The sequence below is a fragment of the Sphingomonas chungangi genome, from assembly GCF_013778325.1.
Lineage (GTDB): Bacteria > Pseudomonadota > Alphaproteobacteria > Sphingomonadales > Sphingomonadaceae > Solisphingomonas > Solisphingomonas chungangi.
Window position 1 is genome coordinate 1 of the sequence record NZ_JACEIB010000014.1, and the last position, 1,001, is coordinate 1,001.

At 70.7% G+C, this 1,001-nt stretch carries 1 protein-coding gene; it reads left to right on the forward strand.

Annotated elements, in window-relative coordinates:
• Positions 1-999: mannose-1-phosphate guanylyltransferase/mannose-6-phosphate isomerase (locus HZF05_RS13530; protein ID WP_246331999.1), on the forward strand; the 999-nt coding region annotated here is incomplete at its 5' end.
• Between the last annotated feature and the right edge of the window lie 2 nt (positions 1,000-1,001).

Consider the following 1,001-nt stretch of genomic DNA (forward strand, 5'->3'; position numbering starts at 1 on the left):
CGGCCCAAGCAGCTGCTGTCGCTCACGCACGCGGAGACGATGCTGCAGATGACGGCGCGGCGCACGGCGGGCGATCGCTTCGCGGCGCCGATCGTGGTGGCGAACGCCGCGCATGCCGACGAGATCGACGCGCAGCTCGCCGACGTCGGCATCCCCGACGCGCAGCTGATCCTGGAGCCGGCGGCGCGCAACACCGCGCCGGCCATCGCGCTCGCCGCCGTGGAGGCCGAGCCGGACGCCATCCTGCTGGTGATGCCGAGCGACCATGTGATCGCCGACGTCGCCGCTTTTCACGAGGCGATCGGGCGCGCCGTGCCGCTGGTCGAGGCGGGCTGGCTGATCACCTTCGGCATCACGCCGGTCGCGCCCGAGACCGGCTACGGCTATATCCGCCGGGGCGAGACGATCGGCGACGGCGTCCAGCGGGTCGACAGCTTCGTCGAGAAGCCCGATCGCGCCACCGCCGAGCGCTATCTGGCGAGCGGCGATCACAGCTGGAACGGCGGCATCTTCCTGTTCACCGCCGGCGCCTACATGGCGGCGCTGGAGCAGTTCGCGCCGGGCATGGCGGATGCCGCGAGGGACGCGATGGCCGCCGCGCGGCGCGACGGCCGGCATGTCCATCCCGATCCCCAGGTGTTCGGCCGTTCTCCGTCCGATTCGATCGACTATGCGGTGATGGAGAAAGCCGAACGCGTCGCCGTGGTGCCGGTCGACATGGGCTGGTCCGACGTCGGCAGCTGGGACGCGCTGCACGCGCTCGCGCCCAAGGACGAGGACGACAACGCGCATCACGGCGAGGTGATCGCGATCGACACCGCCAACTGCCTGATCCGGTCGGAAGGCCCGCTGGTCGCGGCGGTGGGCGTGAAGGACCTGATCGTCATCGCCACCCGCGATGCCGTGCTGGTGCTGCCGCGCGGCGACAGCCAGCAGGTCAAACGCGCGGTCGAGGCGCTCAAGCGCGACGGACATATCACCCTGGACAAACCGTTCTAGGA